This is a genomic window from Bradyrhizobium sp. NBAIM08 (assembly GCF_020193935.1).
Taxonomy (GTDB): Bacteria; Pseudomonadota; Alphaproteobacteria; order Rhizobiales; family Xanthobacteraceae; genus Bradyrhizobium; species Bradyrhizobium yuanmingense.
In genome coordinates, this window is sequence record NZ_JADYVR010000001.1 from 1,194,152 (window position 1) to 1,209,990 (window position 15,839).

Here is a 15,839-nt window from a genome sequence, read left to right on the forward strand (position 1 = left end):
TGCAAGGGCAGCAGCGACAAAAGGTACGCTGATTCCCAGATTACGGCCATTTCCGGTTCTTTTCGGGCATCTTATCCCCGCCCGGCGCTGAATCCGCGCTTCAGGCGCATGACGTAGCCGATGACTTCGGCGACGGCATGGTAGTGCTCGGTCGGGATCTCCTGGTCGATGTCCACCGTGGCGTAGAGCGCGCGGGCCAGCGGCACGTTCTCCACGATCGGGATGTCGTGCTCGCGCGCGATCTCCCGGATCTTGAAGGCGAGATTGTCGACGCCCTTGGCGACGCAGATCGGCGCGGTCATGCCGCGCTCGTAGGACAGCGCCACCGAATAGTGGGTTGGGTTGGTGATGATCACGGAGGCCTTGGGAACCGCCGCCATCATGCGCTTCTTGGCGCGCTGCTGCCGCAGCTGCCTGATCTTGCCTTTGATGTGGGGGTCGCCTTCGGACTGCTTGTACTCTTCCTTGATCTCCTGGAGCGACATCTTCTGCCGCTGGAACCAGCTTCGGTACTGGAAGAAATAGTCGGCGATGGCGACGATCGCGAGCGCGGCGACCACCGCGCCGAGCAGTTGGATGGTCATGCTGGTGCTGGCGCCGAGCATGGCGGCCGGATCGAGCCTGACCATCGCCTCCATGCGGTGCCGCTCCGGCCACAGGATCATGGTCATGACCACGGCCAAGGCGACCAGCTTGCCGATGCCCTTGAGAAAATTGGCCGCCGCCTGTTTGCCGAAGATGCGTTTGAAGCCGGCGCCCGGCGAAATCTTGTTGAACTTGGGTTTCAGGGATTCGGCCGACCAAACCAGCCGGTGCTGCAGCATGTTGCCGGCGATGGCCGCCAGCACCAGCATCAACAGGGGCACGCCGATCGCGGCAAGCACGGCGAGCTCGATCTGCTCCATCAGCGCCAGCAGGGCCTTGCCGTCGGTCTTGATCATCCAGGAATTGGCAAGCAGGTTGCGCATCGGCGTCAGCAGCCCGCTGCCGACCGAGCCCGAGAAGGTGGAGACGACGAGCGTGCCGCCTGCCATCATGAACCAGGTGTTGATCTCCTGGCTCTTGGCGACGTCGCCGCGTTCGAGCGCATCGTCGAGGCGCTTTTGCGTCGGGTCTTCTGTTTGACTTTCGGGATCGTTGTCTTCGGCCACCGATCGATCCCCCTCACCTGAGCGGCATCATCTGGTGCATGACACCGATGAAGTAGTCGAGAAAGGTGCCCATCATCGCGGTGAGCACCACGGCAAGCACCAGGAAGCCCGCGAAGATCGACAGCGGCACGCCGACGAAATAGACCTGCATCTGCGGCATCAGCCGCGCCAGCACGCCCAGTCCGATATTGAAGACGAGGCCGAACACGAGGAACGGCCCGGAGAGCTGCAAGCCGAGGCGGAACGCGGCGGAGAAGGCGCGCGTTGCCAGCGAGGCGACGTCGCCGCTCGACACGGTCTCGCCCGGCGAGAAGATCGTGTAGCTGTCGTTCAGCGCCGCGATCACCAGATGATGGCTGTCGGTGGCAAACAGCAGCGTCACGCCCAGCATGGTCAGGAAGTTGCCGACCAGCACGCCCTGCTGGCCCTGCGTCGGATCGACCGAGGTGACGAAGCCGAGCCCCATCTGCTGCGCGATCACGGATCCCGCAACCTGGAGCGCCGACAACGTCACGCGCGCGGTCGCGCCGAGCACGATGCCGATCGCGATCTCATGCAGCATCAGCACCAGCAGCGGCGCCAGCGAGCCCATGTCGACCTGATAGGCGTTGCGATGCAGCGGCAGGATGATCAGCGTGAGCAACAGCGCGATCGACAGCTTGATCCGCGTCGGGATGTTGGTCTCGCCGAGGCCGGGCAGCAGCATCACCATCGCGCCGACCCGGGCGAAGGCGAGCAAGAAGGAAGCGGCGAGCGCCGGCAGCAGCGAGACGTCGATGCGCATAATTCACGCATAGTGCCTCAGCCGCCTATGATTCGCGACGATATCCGCAGCATGTGGGCGTGCATCGAATCGGCCATGAACGGCAGCGCCAACAGCATCGTGGCAAAGATGGCGAGGATCTTCGGCACATAGATCAGCGTCTGCTCCTGGATCTGCGTCAGCGCCTGGAACAGCGACACGATGACGCCGACCACGAGGCCGACCACCATCAGCGGCGACGACACGATCACGATGGTCCAGATCGCATCGCGCGCGACGTCGAGGGTCTCGGGTCCGGTCATTTGGGAGTTCTCACTCTGAAATTGTTTGTGATTCGGGGCTCGCGAAGCGAGAACCCGGAATCCATTTAGCCGCAGCGTTGGTCGCACCATGGATTCCGGGCTCGCGACTTCGTCGCGCCCCGGAATGACGGCGCGCATCAGATCGGCATCTTCATGATGTCTTCATAGGCCGCGATGACGCGGTCGCGGACCGAGACCAGCGTGGACACCGCGACATCGGTGTCTGCGACCGCCGTAACCACGTCCATCACGTTGGCCTTGCCGGCGGCCATTGCGACCGTCTGCGCGTCGGACTTGCGGCCGGATTCCACGACGCTTCCGACGGCGTCCTTCAGCAGCGCGGCGAAGGATTGCCCGTTCGGTTCGCTGCCCTTGCCGGCGCCGGTGTTCTCCAGCACGCGGGCGAGGCTGGCGTAAGCATTGGCGGCAATTGTTGGTGATGCCATGGCTCAAATGTCCTGTTCAGCTCTTGAGGATGTCGAGCGTGCGCTGGATCATCCGGCGCGTCGCACTGATGATGTTGAGGTTGGCCTCGTAGGACCGCTGCGCGTCGCGCATGTCGGTCATCTCGACCACCGAGTTCACGTTGGGATATTTGACGTTGCCGCTGGCATCCGCAGCCGGATTGTTCGGCTCGTATCGGACGCGGAAGGCGGACTGGTCGGGCTTGATCCTGCCGAGGGTGACGACCTGCGCGTCGAGCGTGCGGTCGAGCGCGGATGAGAAGGTCGGCACCTTGCGCCGGTAGGGATCGCCGCCGGCGGTCTGCGCCGTCGAGTCCGCATTCGCGATGTTCTCCGAGATCACCCGCATGCGGCCGGCCTGCGCGCGCAGGCCCGAGGTCGCGATTGCCATGGAGCGGGCGAAGTCGCTGCTGTCATTTGCCATGATCCGCCTCCTTTAGGGCCTAACCTTTGCCGATCGCGGTCTTGAGCAGGCGCAGGCTCTTCGAATAGAGCGAGGTCACCGCGGCGTAGTCCATCTGGTTGCTGGCGGCCTTCATCATCTCCTCCTCGAGATTGACGGCATTGCCGGCGGGGCGGGTCTCGAAACCCGCGTTCTTGTTCTGGTCGAAGGCGGAAGGGGCCCCCGACGGCGCCAAATGCGAGGCGCTGGTCCGGGTCAGGACCAAGGGCCCCATGGACCCCGTGACGGCGCCGGCCTTGTCGAACTTCGGCTCGACCAGGTCGCGCGGCCGGAATTTCGGCGTGTCGGAATTGGAGACGTTCTCGGACAGGACGCGCTGGCGCTCCTGATGCCACTGCATCTTGGTGCGAAGCACCGACAGTTCCGGAATATCGTTGATGGACATCGTCGCGGCTCCCTCCGCCCCGACGGACCCTAGGGACCGCCGCTAGGCAGAATTTGCCGCCTGTATGGTTAACAGCTGGTTAAGGACCGGTCGTGATGCATGTCCCCAGCCGAAACTGATTCTTGCGCCCCCGCGATTCGAGGGCGCGAAAAGTGGCATTAACCCAACCGTTTGGCGAGACGTGCACAGGGCAAGAAGTCGTTTTGGATCGGGCGATTCATGGGTTATTAAGAGTTGGGGACGGCAAAACTTGCCGTGGAACGTTAAGAAATCGCAGTTTGGGGCATCGTCCGCCGGTGGTCGGCTCGACTGACCATGGGCACGAGAAAAGCGCCATTTGTCGGGGACAAGTATGCAAGGCAGCCCTATCACCTTCATCGTCGCGTTCATCGTCGTTCTGGCGTTGATCGGCGTCGCTGCATGGCTGGTTCGCCGATTCGCCGGAAGCCGCATCGGCGCCAACACCCAGCGCGGCCGGATGCCCCGCCTCGCCGTGATCGACGCCGCCGCGGTCGACGGCCGGCGCCGCCTGGTGCTGGTCCGGCGCGACAATGTCGAGCATCTGCTGATGATCGGCGGCCCGACCGACATCGTCGTCGAGCCCAACATCGTTCGCGCCGCGCCCAGCCGCGACCAGATTCCGCAACGTCCGAGTGCCGCCGAACCGCCGCGCCTTGCCCCCCTGCCCGATGCCGGCGGCTGGGCCGACGACGCGCCGCGGCCCGAGCTGCTCGATCATCCCGAGCCGCAAATGCCCGAGCCGCCGCCGCGGCCCGCGCGGCCATCCTTCGCCGACGAAGTGCGTCGGCCTGCGCCTGCACTGGCCGAACGCCGCAGCGAGCCGGCTCTGGGCGGCTTTACGCCGGAGCCGATCGCGCCACGTCCCGAGCGCGAACCGCGGCCCGAGCCGCTGCCGCCGCGCATCGCCCGCGGCGAGCCGCCGCTGATGCCGCGTCCGCCGCGCGGCAGTGAGCCGATGAAGATGCCGCCGGTGCGGGCCGAGCGCGCCGCGGCGCCACCGCCTCCTCCACCCGTGCCGCAGGCTGCCCCCGTTCCGCCGCCGGCAGCGGCTGCCGCGCCCTCGAGCGCCGAGCAGAATCTCGCCGAAATGGCGCAGCGCCTCGAGGCTGCCCTGCGCCGCCCGGCCGGCGAAACGGTCGCGCCTCCGGTTGCGCCGGAGCCGCCGCCCGCTCCGGCGCGCGCCGCCCGCAGCGAGCCGCCGGCACCGCCCGCTGCGCCGGCGAAGCCGGCTGCGGAAAAGACCAGCTTTGAAAATCTCGAAGACGAGATGGCCTCCCTGCTCGGCCGTCCGAAGCCATCTTCGTGAGGTTGCCCGCCCTCCCGCGTAGAGTTCTTTTCCTTTCTGTCCTGGTCGGCGCGGCTTCGCTCGCAATGCCGTCGCATGCCCAGGACATCAGCATCAATCTCGGCGGCGGCGCCGGTGGCGGCGGCGTCACCGAGCGCGCGATCCAGCTGATCGCGCTGCTCACGGTGCTCTCGATCGCCCCGTCGATCCTGATCATGATGACGTCGTTCACCCGCATCGTGGTGGTGCTGTCGCTGCTGCGCACCGCGATGGGCACTGCGACCGCCCCGCCGAACTCGGTGATCATCGCGCTCGCGATGTTTCTCACCTTCTTCGTGATGGGCCCGGTGCTGCAGAAATCCTACGACGAGGGCATCCGCCCGCTCGTCGCCAACCAGATCGGCGTCGAGGACGCGTTTCAGCGCGCCTCCGTGCCGCTGCGCGGCTTCATGCAGAAGAACGTGCGCGAAAAGGACCTGAAGCTGTTCCTGGACCTCTCCGGCGAGCCGCCGCCGGCCACGCCCGACGATCTCGCCTTACGCATTCTCGTCCCCGCCTTCATGATCTCCGAGCTGAAGCGCGCCTTCGAGATCGGCTTCCTGTTATTCCTGCCGTTCCTGATCATCGACCTCGTCGTCGCCTCCGTGCTGATGTCGATGGGCATGATGATGCTGCCGCCGGCGACGATCTCGCTGCCGTTCAAGCTGATCTTCTTCGTGCTGGTCGACGGCTGGTCGCTGGTGGCGGGGAGCCTGGTGCAGAGTTACGGGGGGTAAGGCTTCGTTCGCTGCTGCGTCCTTTCCGCTCTCAGCGACAGCCCCCGCTCCCTCCTCGTCATTGCGAGGAGCCCTTGCGACGAAGCAATCCAGACTGCCGCCGCGGAAAGAGTCTGGATTGCTTCGCTGCGCTCGCAATGACGAGTTTGTGGCGCGGTCGCGGGCCGCGCTTCGCGCGGAGACAGTCCTACCGCGTCATCTTGATCTGCCGCACGACCGGGATCGTGGGCAGCGAGCCGGTGTGGTCGCTCGCATCTTTGGCCTGCGGCGCGCCGGGCGCGCGGGCGGTGGCGTCGGGGAAGCGCTGCTTCATCTCGCGCAGGAAGCCGTCGAGCGTGTCGACGCTGGCAGCGAGCTTGGCGATCTCGGCGAATTCGGCGCTGGAGGCTGCGGCCGGCTTGCTCGCAATGTCGAAGGCGAGACGGTCGGCGCTCTCGCTCATCAGCGGGGCGTATTTCTCGCGGAAGCGCGATAGGCCGATCGAGTCGTCGGCGAGGGCGTAGCCGACGGCGGCGCGGATGATGTCGCTCTTCTCGACCGCATTGAGCGGCTTGAAGTCGCGGAAGCGGTCTCCGTAATAGAGCTCGATCTGCTCGGCGGACTCGCGCCAGCGCCGCGCCGCCCAGAAGATGTCGGAGCGCAGGCGGAGCACTTCCCGCCCGGCGACGTTGGAGACAATGTCGAGCGCAAGATCGTGACGGCCGACGTCGCTCTGCGCACGCGCCTCCAGCAGCAGGCGCTGCTGCCGGAGCTCCCCGGAGAGATCGCTGATGCGGCTCGCGCGCAGCGCGGTGATGGCCAAGTCGGGCTTGCGGTTGGCGAGATAGATCATGGCGAGGCGCGCGGCGACCTGGGCGCGCGCGGCGCCTTCGAGGCGATGATCGATCTGGTATTGCAGGAGCTCGGCGGCCTGATCGAGCAGATCGATCGAGGCGAGACGGTCGGCGAGACGGCGGATCAGCTCGTCGCCGCGGCGGCCGATCGGCGTCAGCTCGCGGAACTCGTAGAACATCCCGAGCGCCTCGACCGGCGGCAGCTCGTCGCCCTTCGGCCCGAGGAAGATCTGCGTGAACAGCTCGGAGGCGAGATCCTGCGCCTGACGCGAGGCTTCGGCATTCGGCTGCAGCCGCGTCGCGGTACGCGCGGCGGTGAGCGCATCGCGGTAGCGCCCGTTCTCGGCATAGAGGCGCGACAGCATCTGCAGCGTCTTGACCTCGATCGCATCGCCGCGCCAGGTCATCGACAGCGTCTCGAGCTCGCGCAGCGCCTCTTCCTTGCCGATCTCGTCGCGCTTCTGACGCAGCGCGATCTCGAGCTGCTTGGCCTCGGCCGCAGCCGGACGGTCATTCGAGGCGACCGCGAGCTTGTAATCGTCGAGCGCATCCTTGTCGTGGCCGAGCGCCTCGGCGAGCCGGCCGCGCAGCACGGCGAAGCCTGGCGCGGCCTCGGGCGGGACACCGACCACCTCGAGCTCGTTGCGGCGCTTGGAGGCGCCGGCATAGTCCTTCACCTCGAGGGATGCGCGCATCGCGTCCATCGTCACGATGCGCTGGATGTCGAGCGGCAGCGAGGCGATGGCGAATTCGACGTTCTTGAACTTTTCGCGCGCATCGGCCCATTTGCCCTGGCGCGCATAAGCGAGCGCCTTCCAAAGCTGGGAATCGTGGCTATTGCCGATCGCAGGATTGGCGAGATCCTTCAGGCCCTGCGCCGGCCGGCCGATCAGGATGTTGGCGATCGCATGCATGATCAGCGCGCCGCTCTCCTCCTTGTTGAGCGGATCGCTCAGCATCACGTCGGTCACGGCCTTGGCCTCGTGATACATGGCGCGCGACATGTAGAATTGCGCAAGATCGAGCCGCGGCAGCGAACGCAGCGCCGGCTCGACCGCCGAGATCGCCGTCATCAGTTCGCCCTGGCGCGCCATGAAGTTTTCCGACTGGCCCTTGCGCCAGCCTTCGGGACTGAAGATCGGGCGCACGGCGGTCGGCGCCCGCTCGGCCGAGATGTCGACCGGCGACAGGGTCAAGCCGCCCTTCTTGCCGAGAATGACCTTGTCGGAGCCGACCTCGACGCCGATCTCGTCGGAGTTCGGCCGGATCGCGATGCCGTGCGCGGATTCCAGCAGCGAGAGATCGACGAGGTCCTGCCGCTTGATGAAGCCGCGCACCGGCCGCAGCGCGGTGACGACATAGAGCGTGTCGCCGGCATCGGGATCGGTGAGCTTGTGCAGTTGGCCTGGATTGGCGAAGGGGATCGCGATATTGGCGAGCGCGGGATCGGTGATGTTGCGCGACATCATCAGCGGCAGCGGCGTCGCCTGGATCTTGTCGGCGAGCGTCAACATCCAGTTGGTCTCCTTGCCGACCTCCTCGCTCGTCAGCGAATAGACCAGCGGACGGGTGAGACGGATGCGCACCGCCTGACCCTTGTCGAGCGGGACGCGGCCGACCTCGCCGATCATCGCGCCGCCCTTGGTGCGGATCGCCTCGATATCGACGGGCTTCGGCGTATCGAACACCAGCCACACCGTGTCGCCGCGGCGGAACGCCGCCGCCGGCGTTGCGACCTGAAACGGGAACGTCACGCGCAAGCCGTCACTGTCGCGGCGCGCATCGACGCTGGCAATCGCGGGCGCGACCGGCACCTCCGCCGGCACAGCCTTGGCAGCATCCTTGCCAGCATCCTTGGCGGCATCCTTGACCGGTTCCTTCGCGACCTCCCTGGGCGCTTCGACGGGCGCAGGCGCAGCCGCCGGCTTCGCAGCTTCCTTGGGCGGTTGGGCCGCTTCGGCCGCGGGAGAGGCTGCCGGTTTCGGCGCTTCGGCGGGCGGCAGCGCGGCGGGCGCTTCCACCTTCACCTCGGGCTTGATGTCGATCCTGGCCTCGCGCGCGATCGTCTCGGAGGTCGGCGGTGGGATCTCGCGATGGGCGTCCTTCTTCTCGGCGGCGGGCTTTTCCGGTGCAGGTGCAGGTGCAGCGGCAGCCGCCGGCCCGCGACCGACCGGCTTCATCTGCGCGATCGTCGCCTCGGGCGTTGTCGCCAACTTCCCCTTGTCGGGCTGGAAGGAGACGTCGACGACGTAGTTCTTCTCGTCGCGGAACGAATGCACGTCGGCATCGCCGATCAGCGCGATCTCGACATTGGTCTGGTCGATATCGGACTTCTGCTTGATCGAGGCGACGTTCGGCGGCGCGGCGAGGACCGCGTCCGCCAGGTCGAAATTGAGATTGGCGTTGAAGACGAGCGTCAGCTTCTGCTCGTTGAGCACGGAGGAGACGCCGACCCCGTCGGGCATCTCGAACACGAAGCGCACGAAGGTCGGCTGCACCGAGGCGCGCACGCGGATCGGCGGACGCTTCCTGGACTCCGCGGCGGCACGCTGGGCGCGCAGCGCACGCTCGGCCGCGCGTGCCCGCTCGGCAAGCTCCTTGACCACGTCCATGGGCAGGCTCGGCGGCGGCCCCTTCCAACCCTCGGGCAGCAGGTCGATGAACGTGCGCTCGCCGGCGTTCATGGTGTTCACGGTGACGCGCCGCGCCAGCGACAGGCGGATGGCGCCGCCGTCAGGGTCGCGGCGGGCGGAATTGACGTAATCGGGCGCGCCTTCTGGAATGCGCTCGACGGGCACATCGACGGGCCGGTCGAAGCGGATGACGAGGATCGAGCCCGCGGTCGTCACCTCGGAGGGAACGTCCTCGCCGAGCTTGATGACGAGACGGGCAAAGCCGCCACCGGCTGAAAACGTCGCCTCGCCCCTGATCGGATCGGCCGCCCGGCCGGGCGCCGCAAGGCCAAGCAGGAGACAGGCCGCCAGCAAGGCCGCGGCGCGGGCGTGACGCGACAAGCTCCGCGCCGATGCGCGGGCTCGCGACACAAATCCAGCGGCAGCCTCTCGCGCCATTGGCGGCATTTCTTCCGGTTCGGCGGTCATGCCGGCACTGACGCCGGCGGTGCCGTCGACTGTAGGTCTCGCCAATTAAGGACTTGTTAATGCTATCTCTTGATTTGCGTCGGGAACAGCACGCCGCGCCGATCGAGCGGGGGGCCGATCCGCCAGTTTGAATTTGAGACGCAGGCGGTTAACCAGTTGTTAACGGCTGCACGACGGTGCCGTCGCGGCTGGTCAGTCCCTTTGCGGCACCCCATAGCGGACAAAGTCTTCGGCGATTCCAGCCTCGATTCTTCTGGCCTCTAAGATATCCGTATTGCCGCCATCGGTGTCGCCGAGCTTGAATCTGGCGACCCCGCGACCGTACAGCGCGCTCGCCAGCTTGGGGGCGTACCGCAGCGCCGCGTTGTAGTCGTCGATAGCCGCGGAGAGTTGTCCCATTTTCAGATTTATCAGGGCTCGCGAATCGTATGTCGCGGCGTTACCCGCTCCCGATCGAAGCACCATCTCGCAATCCTCCATCGCAGCCTGCAAGGCGCCGAGGATGGCCCGGGCCCAACAGCGTCCGCTCCAGGCCGCCTCCAGCTTCGGGTCAAGGCGAATTGCTTCGTCATAGTCCTGCGCTGCACGGTCGTACGCATTCCTCTTCAAGAACGCTGCCGCACGGTTGGCAAAGGCAGTGGCATAGTTGGGGTTGAGCTTCAGCGCCTCCTGAAAAGCGCCAAGGGCAAGGTCGTGCGAGCCCGTCCTCAGATAGGCCACTCCGAGGTTGTTGAAGGCCTTCGCATAATTCGGGTTATGCCGGGTCGCTGCGACGAAATCCTTGATCGCGCCTTCGTAGTCGGCTTTGGCGCTATGGGCATTGCCCCTGTTGTTGTGGGCGACGGCAAAGCCATTTGTGCTCCCCTCGCCCGCATCGATAAAGGCCGTGCAGGCCTCGATGCGAGCTTCGGGCGAGACCCGATCTGACCCGTTACATAGCTCGATATTCTTGAGTGAGCTGCTCTTCTTCGACGTCTGCGCCAAGCCTGACGAACCGGAGAGTCCAACGATCAGAATGAGCATCCCTGCCCTGATGACACTGGCCCGTGCGATTTTCACACCAAGCGCCGAACTCCGCGAGCGAAACGAAGCACTCATGTTGCGTCTCTCTGCCGGGCCGGACGCTGCGCCGGCATCACGGCGGCTTCGGCCGAGCAAACTTCTCAGCATCCCCGACAGATAATGAGCCTGCGATTGGCGCTTCGATCGGGCTCCGGCGCCGCGCCGGCCGGCGGCTTCTTCAGGACCTTGCTTTTGCCCTCTTCGATCAGCGTCGAAAATTTGGCTGACCCGTCATCAGAAATCTCGATGTGCGGCGTCGTACCTCGGATCCCCAACGTGGCAACGGGCGTATCGACCTTCATATCGCCGGTCTTCGCAACATTGCCCGCAACAAAAGTGAACGTTCCCTTGGCAAGACTGAACAGGGTCGCGTTGGACTTGCCGGCCGGCTCATACACATAGTGATCCAGCACCATACGGGCGTTGCTCGATAAATTGAACGAGCTGCCGTCGCTAAGATTTATTCCGACCCGGCCGTCGTCTCCGGTCAGCACCACGTCACCAAGATATACGGGATCACCCCTCTTGGCCTGGCCGGGCTCACTTGAGACATTCGCTTGAACGATCACTGCGCCCGCATGTTCGATCGTGACGGAGCCTGTGGCCGTCGCCACCTTCCCGATCGGTTTGGAAGACGAGCTGGCGACGGCGGGCCCGGTGGAATCGACTTGCGCTTGAGCCGCACTCGGCGAGAAATTGGCTAGCGCCAAGACCAAGCCGGTCGCCAAAGCGGCTGTCGTAGGTCTGCACATGATCCGCCCTTTCCGAGAAGATCCTACCGCTAGCGGCGGCTCACTTCTTGAACCGCGAAGCGCCGCCGCAATAAATAAATTTCTTGTTTAATAATTTTAATCGTTCTAATTTACCGCGGCCCTACGGAAGCGGCCACAAATTAAATAAGCTCTCGTTTGTCAATTTAATCACTTTAGCGGGAGGGATATGCGCCGGGAATGGCATTACGCGCCGCCGTCCCCGCGCCATGCGTCTCTCTGGACCAGACTTGATGATTTCGGCGGGCAAGCCTTCGGCTGCCAGCGCCCAGGATATTTGTCCCTTGGCGAGGGCCGCCCCGAAAGACCATGGCAGCACGCCGAGCCTGAATCGATCACCCAGGCGAGGTCGAGCCATGTTGGTTGCATCCGATGTCCAGGTTGGCAATAGGGCCGCCGCGGCCCTGCCCGTCCAAATCATTGGCCATATTCATACAACGATCGGCTGCGGCACGCTCGCGCGAGCCAGTGGCGTCGCCACACAGGCCGTAGCCGGCGCGCCTGTCTACCGGGCCGACGTGATAGAGACCGACGCCGACGGACAGATCACGATTCGCTTCATCGACGGTACTCTCTTCAACATCTCCTGCGACACGCGCCTGGCGCTGAGCGAATTCGTCTTCGACGTCGAAGGCACGTCACCTACAGCCCTGTTCGACGTGACCCGAGGCAGCTTCAGTTTCGTACCAGGTCGGCTGGGAGAAACCGGGTCTATCCAGCTGAATACGCCAATTGCAGGTATTCGCGCCCGGAGTCACGCGGGCGGTTTCGGAATGCTGACGCTTGCAGCATTGACTTTCTCGGTCGCGGAAAATGCCGAGGCCGCGGACCCGGACGTCACATTCCTGGATGACGACTCCATCACTTACAAGGACCTTGCGCACGGCGCCTTTGAGCTCGTGACCAAGGAGCCGATCCCACGGCACATCATCGTCGATGATCCCGGCGAAACGATCATCGTCAAGAAAGTGGGATCCACCATCAGTGTCAATCAGGTCGCGAACTCGGCCGCTCGCATGGACGAGTTGCGCGCCGCACAGCAGGACGTGCTCGCCAATCTGGACGGACAGGGGCCGCATGGCTCGAGCACGCCTCCCTTCGTCAAAACCCAATCGCTGCAGCCGATCAATTTCATTCAGCCCGACGCGCCCTCGCTGCAGAATTTGCTGGCGCCTGTGTCGCCATTCGCCATTCCCGTTTTCGACCCCATACCGCCGACACTCAGCACCGGAGCGGGGCCGACCGAGCTCGATACGGTGGTGTTTGATACATTCACTGCGACGAGCGGAATCTTCGCTGCCAGCAGCACCAGCGGCAGCGCCAAGCTGACCTTTGGCGTCATAGGGGCAACCGCCGGCGAGACGGTCCTCGGCGGAGTGACATACGACCTGTCAAAGCCCGGTCCGTACGGAACGCTCTACGTCAACAGTACGAGCGGCGCCTACACGTTCGTGCCTGACAGCATCGCGATCAACGCGCTGAAGGCGCCCACGACCGATAGTTTCGTCATCACGGTTTCCGACGGCCTCAGTTCTGCGAGTCAGACGTTCACAGTCACCATCAACGGTGTCGACGACGCTGCAATCATCTCCGGCACCACGACCGGCTCGATCGTCGAGGCTGGCGGCATTGCCAATGGAACGCCCGGCACGCCGATTGCGACCGGCACGCTTTCCGATACCGACGTCGACGACCCACCAAATACGTTCACGGCCGTGAGTTCGCCAACGACGAGCACCGGCGGCTATGGCACCTTCACGATGACGGCTGCCGGCGTGTGGACCTACACCGTGGACAATTCGAACCTCGCAGTGCAGAGGCTCAATGCCGGCCAAACGCTAACCGACAGCTTCACGGTGACCACGATCGGAGGCACGCCCCAGGTGGTGACGATCACCATCCAGGGAGCCAGTGATGCAGCGGTCATCTCCGGCGACACGACCGGCGCCGTCATCGAGGCTGGCGGCGTCGCCAGTGCTAACCCCGGCACGCCCATCGCGACCGGCACCCTCACCGATACCGACGTGGACACGATCGCAAATGCATTCACGGCCGTCGGCTCGCCGACGCAGAGCGCCGCCGGCTACGGCACCTTCACCATGACGGCTGCCGGCGTGTGGACCTACACGCTCGATAACGCCAACGCTGCGGTGCAGGCGCTCAATACCGGCGAAACGCTGACCGACACGTTCACGGTGACCACTCTGGATGGAACCGCCCAAGTGGTGACGGTCACCATCCATGGCACCAACGATGCCGCCATCGTTTCCGGCACCACGACCGGTGCGGTGACCGAGGCCGGCGGCGTTGCCAATGCGACACCGGGCAGCCCGAGCGCAACCGGCACGCTGTTTGCCGCCGACGTCGACAATGCGTCCAATACCTTCACAGCAGTGAGTTCGCCCAAGGCAAGCACGAATGGTTATGGCACCTTTACGCTAACCGCCGCCGGCGCGTGGACCTACATGCTCCACAATGCGAGCGGCGCGGTGCAGGCGCTGAATGTCGGGGACACACTCACCGACAGTTTTACTGTCACGACCCTCGACGGCACGCCACAGGTGGTGACGATCACCATTCACGGCAGCAACGACGCGGCCCTCATTTCCGGCACCACGACCGGCTCAGTGACCGAGGCAGGAACCTTCTCGCCCGGCGCTCCCATCGCGACTGGCACGCTGACCGGTACCGACGTCGACAACGCGCCGAATACGTTCACCGCGATCTCTTCACCGACCGCGAGCGACGACGGATACGGCACCTTCACGATGACCGCAGCCGGCGCATGGACGTACACCCTCGACAACAACAACAGCGTGGTTGAGGCTCTCGATTCCGGCGACACCCTGACCGACACATTCACGGTGACCGCGATCGACGGTACCACGCAGACGGTGACCGTCGCCATTCATGGCGCCAGTGATGCCGACCCCAACGATTTTGACAACCTGGCCACCGGATCCGTCGTGATCTCCGATCCTCCGAACGTGTACGGAACGCCGGGGAGCGAAACCATCGCCGGCGGCGGCGACACAGGTCAGGTCATCTATGCGGGAGCCGGCAGTGATACGGTCAATGGGACCGGCAAGACGGACGTTCTCTATGGCGGCTCAGGCAATGACACGATCAAGGGCAACGATGGCAATGATGCCATCTACGGCGGCTCGGGAAACGATACGGTAAACGCCAACAACGGCGCCGATACCATAACCGGCGGATTTGGTGCGGACCAACTCACCGGCAGCAATGGCAACGATCGTTTCGCATATTTGTTCGTTGCCGATTCCCGTGCCGGTCAGTTCGACACCATCACCGACTTCGCATCGGGAGCGGACAGGATCGACCTGACCGCCTTTGGCGCGCTCGGGTTTGCCATCCTGGCGTTGAGCTCAACCAACACGACGGTGCCGCCACATACGATCGCCTGGATCTATGACAGCGCGTCGAACGAAACCATCGTGTACGTCAACTCAACGGACCAGACCCTGCACATCGGCGATTCCAGTCTGCTCGAAATCCATTTGCAGGGGATTGCAACCGTCGATGCCTCGGACTTCATCCTGGCGCCAGCGGCGCCTGTAGTGGCGGTCGCCAGCGAGCTGACCGACCTCACCGCAACCCTGCAGAGTGATGCGGCCGGGCTAATGACGATCACTTCCGAAATCTCGTCCGACTCCGGAAGCGGCGACGGCACGCTCCTCGCAGAGAGTCCGGACATCCAGTCAAGCGAGCCGCTCCACAACCTGGATACGCCTTCGGACCAGATCGAACAAACTGAATATTCGAGCATCTCCAGTTCGGACCCGATGCAAACGCCCTCGACCGAAACACTCGCTATTGTTGCGGTAGCTCCTTCGGGCAGCGGACCGTCTACGATGTCGCAATACGTCGCCGCACCGACGGAGGCCAGTTTTGTCTTCGACCACCTGGCCGGTCCCGACACAGCATTGCTGGCCAAAAGTGGCGCGATTGCTGGAAGCGGCCACATGCCTGACATTGCCATCGCCGCGCTGAATTTTGACCAGCATGCCGCCGAACAGCACGCCGGGCGCGGGCTTGCACCGGGGAACAATGCCGGGAATCACGGCGCCTCGCCTCAAGGAAACGCCGACGAGGCGGCGCATGGCCACGGTCGTGCCAACGATGGAATGGCAGAGGCGACGCTCAATCCGAGCCTTCTGAAGTCGTCGAGCGGAGGCGCCAACCATTCGCTTGCAAGCGAGACGCAGCAGCTCGGCGAGTCGTTCAAGTTCAAGGATAACGCTTCGCAGGGCTCACAGCACAGCGTGGTGCCGGATCATCTAGACCTCGCCGGTCATCCCGGCCACGCTGGAGGATTCCACGGGCTCGAACTGGCGTTCACGCCTGAACCATCTCCGCCCGATGTTGATCCGCCTCATGGCCCAAGTCCGGCTCACGGCCACGGCTTGCACGATCTGATCTTGTGACGCCCCGAGCCAATG

12 protein-coding genes are annotated in these 15,839 nt (G+C 64.6%); 3 read left to right on the forward strand and 9 right to left on the reverse strand.

All coding sequences use genetic code 11. The features are described 5' to 3' along the window. Nucleotides 1–71 precede the first annotated feature (71 nt). From flhB to flgB, 6 genes are all read right to left on the reverse strand, one after another. Nucleotides 72–1,151: a flagellar biosynthesis protein FlhB gene (gene flhB / locus I6F37_RS05950; RefSeq protein ID WP_036027905.1), complete on the reverse strand. Its 1,080-nt coding sequence runs from the start codon at nt 1,149–1,151 to the stop codon at nt 72–74. Nucleotides 1,152–1,164: 13 nt separating this feature from the next. Continuing rightward, on the reverse strand, nt 1,165–1,935 hold the full coding sequence (gene fliR / locus I6F37_RS05955; RefSeq protein WP_225150557.1) for a flagellar biosynthetic protein FliR: 771 nt from the start codon (nt 1,933–1,935) through the stop codon (nt 1,165–1,167). Between the two features lie 17 nt (nt 1,936–1,952). Then, nucleotides 1,953–2,216 (reverse strand): flagellar biosynthesis protein FliQ, encoded by a 264-nt coding sequence (gene fliQ, locus I6F37_RS05960; RefSeq protein ID WP_025037372.1) that lies wholly within the window; start codon nt 2,214–2,216, stop codon nt 1,953–1,955. A gap of 137 nt (nt 2,217–2,353) precedes the next feature. After that, entirely contained in the window at nt 2,354–2,662 is a 309-nt protein-coding gene (gene fliE / locus I6F37_RS05965) for a flagellar hook-basal body complex protein FliE (protein WP_036013071.1), read from the reverse strand. Nucleotides 2,663–2,678: 16 nt separating this feature from the next. Further along, nucleotides 2,679–3,104: a flagellar basal body rod protein FlgC gene (gene flgC, locus I6F37_RS05970; protein ID WP_036013073.1), complete on the reverse strand. Its 426-nt coding sequence runs from the start codon at nt 3,102–3,104 to the stop codon at nt 2,679–2,681. Nucleotides 3,105–3,123: 19 nt separating this feature from the next. Beyond that, complete coding sequence (flgB, locus tag I6F37_RS05975; protein ID WP_036013075.1) at nt 3,124–3,528, reverse strand: flagellar basal body rod protein FlgB; 405 nt, start codon at nt 3,526–3,528, stop codon at nt 3,124–3,126. Nucleotides 3,529–3,880: 352 nt separating this feature from the next. Between flgB and I6F37_RS05980 the strand changes: the two genes are divergently transcribed. Together I6F37_RS05980 and fliP are read left to right on the forward strand one after the other, a co-directional pair. Then, nucleotides 3,881–4,855, forward strand: coding sequence for a flagellar biosynthetic protein FliO (locus I6F37_RS05980; RefSeq protein WP_225124698.1), 975 nt, complete (start codon nt 3,881–3,883; stop codon nt 4,853–4,855). Then, entirely contained in the window at nt 4,852–5,610 is a 759-nt protein-coding gene (gene fliP / locus I6F37_RS05985; RefSeq protein WP_036013079.1) for a flagellar type III secretion system pore protein FliP, read from the forward strand. Before I6F37_RS05980 ends, fliP begins: the two co-directional genes overlap by 4 nt. A 187-nt stretch (nt 5,611–5,797) precedes the next feature. Here fliP and I6F37_RS05990 read toward each other — a convergent pair whose 3' ends face one another. From I6F37_RS05990 to I6F37_RS06000, 3 genes are all read right to left on the reverse strand, one after another. After that, the gene (locus tag I6F37_RS05990) at nt 5,798–9,514 is read right to left on the reverse strand and encodes a tetratricopeptide repeat protein (RefSeq protein ID WP_225150595.1); all 3,717 of its coding nucleotides are present in this window, start codon (nt 9,512–9,514) and stop codon (nt 5,798–5,800) included. A 222-nt stretch (nt 9,515–9,736) separates the two neighbouring features. After that, on the reverse strand, nt 9,737–10,642 hold the full coding sequence (locus tag I6F37_RS05995; protein WP_225114655.1) for a tetratricopeptide repeat protein: 906 nt from the start codon (nt 10,640–10,642) through the stop codon (nt 9,737–9,739). Nucleotides 10,643–10,707: 65 nt separating this feature from the next. Next, a complete protein-coding gene (locus I6F37_RS06000; protein WP_306469098.1) occupies nt 10,708–11,334 on the reverse strand; it encodes a FecR family protein in 627 nt (208 codons plus the stop codon). Between the two features lie 398 nt (nt 11,335–11,732). Between I6F37_RS06000 and I6F37_RS06005 the strand changes: the two genes are divergently transcribed. After that, entirely contained in the window at nt 11,733–15,824 is a 4,092-nt protein-coding gene (locus I6F37_RS06005; RefSeq protein ID WP_225150559.1) for a VCBS domain-containing protein, read from the forward strand. Nucleotides 15,825–15,839 lie beyond the last annotated feature (15 nt).

Excerpts from the sequence above, each read along its gene's own strand:
- fliQ (WP_025037372.1), bottom strand. The coding sequence starts at position 2,216 with ATGACCGGACCCGAGACCCTCGACGTCGCGCGCGATGCGATCTGGACC.
- I6F37_RS05995 (WP_225114655.1), bottom strand. The coding sequence starts at position 10,642 with ATGAGTGCTTCGTTTCGCTCGCGGAGTTCGGCGCTTGGTGTGAAAATC.
- fliE (WP_036013071.1), bottom strand. The coding sequence starts at position 2,662 with ATGGCATCACCAACAATTGCCGCCAATGCTTACGCCAGCCTCGCCCGC.
- I6F37_RS05980 (WP_225124698.1), top strand. The coding sequence starts at position 3,881 with ATGCAAGGCAGCCCTATCACCTTCATCGTCGCGTTCATCGTCGTTCTG.
- I6F37_RS06005 (WP_225150559.1), top strand. The coding sequence starts at position 11,733 with ATGTTGGTTGCATCCGATGTCCAGGTTGGCAATAGGGCCGCCGCGGCC.
- flgC (WP_036013073.1), bottom strand. The coding sequence starts at position 3,104 with ATGGCAAATGACAGCAGCGACTTCGCCCGCTCCATGGCAATCGCGACC.
- fliR (WP_225150557.1), bottom strand. The coding sequence starts at position 1,935 with ATGCGCATCGACGTCTCGCTGCTGCCGGCGCTCGCCGCTTCCTTCTTG.
- flgB (WP_036013075.1), bottom strand. The coding sequence starts at position 3,528 with ATGTCCATCAACGATATTCCGGAACTGTCGGTGCTTCGCACCAAGATG.
- I6F37_RS05990 (WP_225150595.1), bottom strand. The coding sequence starts at position 9,514 with ATGGCGCGAGAGGCTGCCGCTGGATTTGTGTCGCGAGCCCGCGCATCG.